The following is a 5,017-nucleotide window of genomic DNA, read 5'->3' on the forward strand; positions in this document are numbered from 1 at the left end:
TTCCTGGCGTAATAGTTTGTGACACAGCGTGAAACATAAATCCTTTAATTTTTCTTATCTTTTCGTAAAAAGTCCCATTTAAGGGGTTGATTAGTGTTTCACTATGTTTCATATCGTGTTATCCCTTTTTTTATCCCTAAATTTTTTGTTGACTAAATGAGTTTTGTTGTAAGAAATGTATTATCCTTCTTTGTTTTTTTTACTTTAAAATTTTGTCATTCAGAATGTTAAATCGAAATTCGCTGCTGAATGAATGTTAATATTACGAAAAATAGTGGCATTTTGGAAAAAGAATGATGCTTGCCGGTTATTAAGTAGGAAACGAAAAGAATCATGGTTAGTTTAAAAACATTAGTGAGAAAGGAATCCTTGCGGAAGGACGGGAAATGTCGGATTGAGTTCTTGGTTTATGTCGACCGGGAAAAGAGGCGTGTGTCAACTGGAAAAAGTGTTGAACCCCGATTCTGGGACAAGCGAAATGAATGCGTAACGAAGAAAGCACCCGATGCCGATGAAATCAATAAATTTCTTGCGGAAAAAGTCTTGATGTACAAGAAGTTTGCGAATAAGAAAGAGGCATTGGAAGAATCAGTGACCATCGAAGAGATCATTGCACTTCTAAAAGGGGAAGAGATAAAAAGCGCACCCGAGGAAAAGAAAAAAGACCTGCTCATTGGCGATGCCTTTGACAATTATATTGCATTGAATGAACTGAGGGCTGGAACCATTCACAATTACCGTACGACGAAGGCTGTGATTTGTGATTTTGCTAAAAAAGAGTATAAAAGCGAGTCCATGCAGGTTGTTGATTTTACTTTTCTGGAGAAGTTAAAGAAGCATTTGCGCGAAAAAAGAAGGAAGCCAAATAACACGAACACTGTTGCCAAAAGGTTGAAGATTTTCAGAACGATTGTCCGGTATTCGATGAAGTGTGGCTATCGAATCGAAAATCCTTTTGTTGATTATGCCATTGAGAACGGGGAACATCGTCAGGTTGCATTAACACCAGTTGAGTATGACCGCTTTTACCGCACCCCTTTACCGAAGGATGCCTGTGAATCAATGAGGACAGCGAAAGACATCTTTATCTTTTCTTGTGAGACAGGCTTGCGGTATTCGGACGTCATGGATTTGAAGAAGAATGATATTGACGAAACGGCTTGGGAGTTGTTTAAATTGCAAGTTAAAACAGGCAAGCCAGTCTTTGTTCCTCTGAGTAAAAAAGCCAGAAGCATTTTAATAAAGCACAGGAATAAAAGACCCGAAAGTGAACGCATTTTCCCTTATGTGCCGAACCAGTTGCTGAACAGAAATCTTAAAGAATTGGCTGCGATTGCACGAATAGAAAAGAACGTCACGTCACATGTTGCCAGGCATACTTTCGGAACCCAGTTGGGAGGCACGGGAACTGTTTCTGCTTTTGCTTTGAGTAATCTCATGGGGCATTCCGACATAAAGATGACCCAGCGGTATGTAAATCTGGGGAAAGAAGCCTTGCGCGAAACGATGGAAAAGGCATGGGCGAAAATTTAATTGAAATTGCTGGAAAATCAGACAATGAATAAAAAACTAACTATCTTTGTTTTGTTCTTCGGAACAGACGTTATAAAAAAGGAAGTGCCTCATACTCGTTGAAATCGCCAACTTTGAACATGGTATATACGAGGCGCAGTAGACAGCTCATAATGGTGGGTTGTCTATCTGTGCGTATATACTGGGTGTTTGGCGATACCTTACGAGTATGCATGGATGGCAGCCCACTTCTTATATAAAAAGCTCTCCTGTGGTTGCTGAGGAGAATCGTAAAAAATCGCCTTATGGAAATTATTTTTATTTTCTTAATCACCATCGTGTTCACGTTCGTAACTGCAAGCATGGCTCGTAAAAAAGGAAGAAGTGGTTTGGGTTGGTTTCTTGTCGCTTGTTTCATTACTCCGTATTTATCCATGATTATTTTAGCTTGTTTGGGAGACACGGAAAAGCGAAGAAGAGAAAGGATGTTGGAAGACGAAAGAATAAGACAATCTGTAACTAATAAACCTGAATGAAAAATATGAGAAATACAGTGTCATTTTTCATCGTATGTTTGAGTGTTTTTGCTTGCACCTGCTGTAAACTAAGTGCTCAGTCTGTTAAACCGCTTCACCGGATGACGAATGCTGACGCAACATCTTTTCGAAAACCGGAATTAGTGCAAATGACGATATTGCAATGGGAAGATATTTTGTTGAATATAAATTTTGGCATGAAATATTCCGAATGGGTCATTGATGCATTTAGTGCTGGGTTTAAAAGAGGCTATGATAGATATTGCAGTTCTGTCGATGGATCATCTTCGCCGAATAAACGAATTCTTGTTTTTGATTTAGTACAAGAAGTAGAAAAATGCTGTTATGCGGTTGCTGATGAATATGAAGAATATTCTGATGGTGATTATTATCAGGCTGCTAAGACATTCTACAAAATGAGAGAAAAATGTGATGAAAAGAAAGCTTTGAAGTTAAAAGAGAAGGCAATAAAAACCTATAATCAAGACAACCGCCCAGTGGAAGAATGGTTCGGAATTCAAGTTGTTGAAGAATCTTCTATGCCCAGAATGAAACACAGAGATCATCAAGATGCGATGCGGGTGTTGATATTGACACGTTTTGTAGTGATGAACAGGGAGACTTTGTCTGAAAAACAGATAACTGCCTTAAAGGAACAGATATCTGATTATAAGAGACAGCTTGATAATCCAAATGACGTTGAAAAAATAAGAGATTATGCCAAATTCTTGGATTTTTATTCAATGCCTGTTTGGTTTCGTGATAATGTCACCCAAGTGACATCCTCTGTTAGGGCAAGTTATCCTGACTAAAATGAGATTGGCGTAACGATAAAAACTTGATGAATTAAAAAAACGGGAATGCCTTTGATGGTGTTCCCTTTTTTTTCGTCTAAAAATCCATTTCAGGAAGGAAAGTCACTGCCAATTTTCGGAAGTCTTTTGTTAAATATGTATAAAAAATAGGACGTTTTGAGAAAAAAGAAAAGTCTGCTGATATATACATAAAAAAGCGAAGGCATGAAACGACTAAAAAGTAAAATTTTTGAAGAACAGAAAGATGGTTCTTTAGTAATCATCACAGACGAAAGGCTGCGAATCCTTGTCAATGCACATGTGATGCTGAATAAGGATTATTATTTGGATTTGCTAAAAGGGAGTGAGAACAAGAAAACCTTCACTTCACGAGAGGCTGAGAAGTATTTGGGCGTCTCCAGGACGACTTTATTTCGATTCCGGAGAGAAGGACTCATCCAAGAAATGAATCCCGGGAAACGCCCCCTGAGATACCAGAAAGAAGATTTGATGAATGTGTATAAAAAGAAAGGAGAAAGCAATGATTGATCATATCCGGCTTCGCACATATGACCCATTGGTGAAGAAAAAGATCGAAAGTAATCTTGATAAATTTGAGTGTATTCGTCCCTGTGACTATAAAATTGAGAATGAAGACACTGGCGTTTACCTGCGACTCACAATTAATGAAAGTATTGTCCTCAAGGGCAGTTTGAGAAAATGGTATTTTGGTGAGTGTTCGTTGAAAGATTTCACATCCAAAACCTTTTTGTTGGCTTTGCGGAAACTCAGTAAGACATTGGGCATTCCAACTTTCTGGCTCTTTACTTTTGATGTTTGGCATGCAGAAATTGGACTCAATGTAAAAATGAAAGTGGATTTTCTTAGCATCAAGCCTTTTCTTGTTGGCTTCAGGGATCAACGGTATGAAACATTCATTGCACCAACATCTGTAAAATTTAAGTCCAAAACGAAAAATTATAAAGCTATAATGTATGATAAATGTAAAGAAATAATAGACACACGTTGCGGTAAAAAGAGATTGTCCCCTGAAGAAAGTGATTTCCTAAAAAAGAGCGAAAGTGAAAATTGGACACGTGTTGAATTCACTTTGTCTGGAGGGAAAAAAGAACTCTCAAGAAGACTTTCTGTTGGCGATGAATATGGATTGACACTGGGAGAATTGCAGAAAAATTTCTCATTGCTTTATTCTTTCTTTTGGCGCGAAACAGGACGTTTTGAAATTTCACCGAAAAGTGATCATTTGCCTGTCTTTGATGGAAAAAGTGCGAAAGAATACACAGACTATTTGTTGATTTATGCGATGAAGGACAAGGGGCTTCATTTGGTTTTTGAAGAGATAAAGAAAACAGGAGACCGGGGACTTAAATCAAGACTGTTGAAGAAATTCTACAAGCTGATGGCAGACACCTCATGCGAAACCAGAATCATGCGCAGTATTTACATTCAGTTGCTCTGTCAGCTTGGTCGTGAAGGAAAAATCAGGGAAAACAAGACCTTGCTTCCAGCCGGGATATTGAAGAAATAATAGAATGAAGAAGAACGTTTAATTAATTCAACTCCCATAGTGTATTTCCCATTGATATAGTAAAGTGTAAATTCCCTGATGTTTGAAGGTGTTTAACTATTGGAATTCCTTTGAATAGTGAATCCTTCTTTTGATGAATATTAAAAGATATTTTCAGGCATCTTTTCTGACACCGGAAGTACCAGCGATAAAGAAAGAGTTCATGGGGCGATTAGCAGGCCATCCATGGACTCTTCTTCCTTTCCGGTAGTCACTTTATCACGGAAGAGAAGAAAGAGGCTGTAATGGGGCTTAATTGTCTGCGAGGGAAATTCAGCTTTTCCTGATTCACTTCCTCATTGCCTCATCTCTGTTTTGATGACAGACGAAATTGTCTATCTACTCATCTCCGGCTTTCCTGACCGAAAAGAATGTATGATGAATTTGAACGGTTGCAGGATGCTTAAAATGTTTTGTTGATTTATCCGAAAAATGAATGCTTATTTTGTTGATTCACGACGAAAACACCCAGTAAATCCTTGGGTAAAACCGGATTTTTATCCCTTTTTTTATCCCTAAAACGAAAAATCCCCCGAAGAAGCCTTATAAATAGAGGCTTTCGAGAGATTTTTTTGAGGTTCCTGGCG

At 38.1% G+C, this 5,017-nt stretch carries 5 protein-coding genes; all 5 read left to right on the forward strand.

All coding sequences use genetic code 11. The features are described from left to right. Positions 1–333: 333 nt before the first annotated feature. The 5 genes from M2133_RS15520 to M2133_RS15540 all read left to right on the forward strand — a co-directional run bounded on the left by M2133_RS15520 (position 334) and on the right by M2133_RS15540 (position 4,391). Entirely contained in the window at positions 334–1,533 is a 1,200-nt protein-coding gene (locus M2133_RS15520) for a site-specific integrase (RefSeq protein WP_277467112.1), read from the forward strand. A gap of 284 nt (positions 1,534–1,817) precedes the next feature. Continuing rightward, entirely contained in the window at positions 1,818–2,048 is a 231-nt protein-coding gene (locus tag M2133_RS15525; protein WP_277467113.1) for a hypothetical protein, read from the forward strand. After that, positions 2,045–2,860 carry a hypothetical protein gene (locus M2133_RS15530; protein WP_277467114.1) on the forward strand — a complete coding sequence of 272 codons (816 nt, stop codon included), beginning with the start codon at positions 2,045–2,047 and terminating at the stop codon, positions 2,858–2,860. The genes M2133_RS15525 and M2133_RS15530 overlap by 4 nt, the downstream gene beginning before the upstream one ends. A 207-nt stretch (positions 2,861–3,067) precedes the next feature. Further along, a complete protein-coding gene (locus tag M2133_RS15535) occupies positions 3,068–3,391 on the forward strand; it encodes a helix-turn-helix domain-containing protein (RefSeq protein ID WP_277467115.1) in 324 nt (107 codons plus the stop codon). Then, positions 3,384–4,391, forward strand: coding sequence for a hypothetical protein (locus M2133_RS15540; protein WP_277467116.1), 1,008 nt, complete (start codon positions 3,384–3,386; stop codon positions 4,389–4,391). Before M2133_RS15535 ends, M2133_RS15540 begins: the two co-directional genes overlap by 8 nt. Positions 4,392–5,017 lie beyond the last annotated feature (626 nt).

Source organism: Parabacteroides sp. PF5-6 (assembly GCF_029504695.1).
Classification (GTDB): domain Bacteria; phylum Bacteroidota; class Bacteroidia; order Bacteroidales; family Tannerellaceae; genus QVMG01.

Coding starts and splice junctions, on each gene's coding strand:
- M2133_RS15525 (WP_277467113.1), top strand. CDS start 1,818: ATGGAAATTATTTTTATTTTCTTAATCACCATCGTGTTCACGTTCGTA.
- M2133_RS15520 (WP_277467112.1), top strand. CDS start 334: ATGGTTAGTTTAAAAACATTAGTGAGAAAGGAATCCTTGCGGAAGGAC.
- M2133_RS15540 (WP_277467116.1), top strand. CDS start 3,384: ATGATTGATCATATCCGGCTTCGCACATATGACCCATTGGTGAAGAAA.
- M2133_RS15535 (WP_277467115.1), top strand. CDS start 3,068: ATGAAACGACTAAAAAGTAAAATTTTTGAAGAACAGAAAGATGGTTCT.
- M2133_RS15530 (WP_277467114.1), top strand. CDS start 2,045: ATGAAAAATATGAGAAATACAGTGTCATTTTTCATCGTATGTTTGAGT.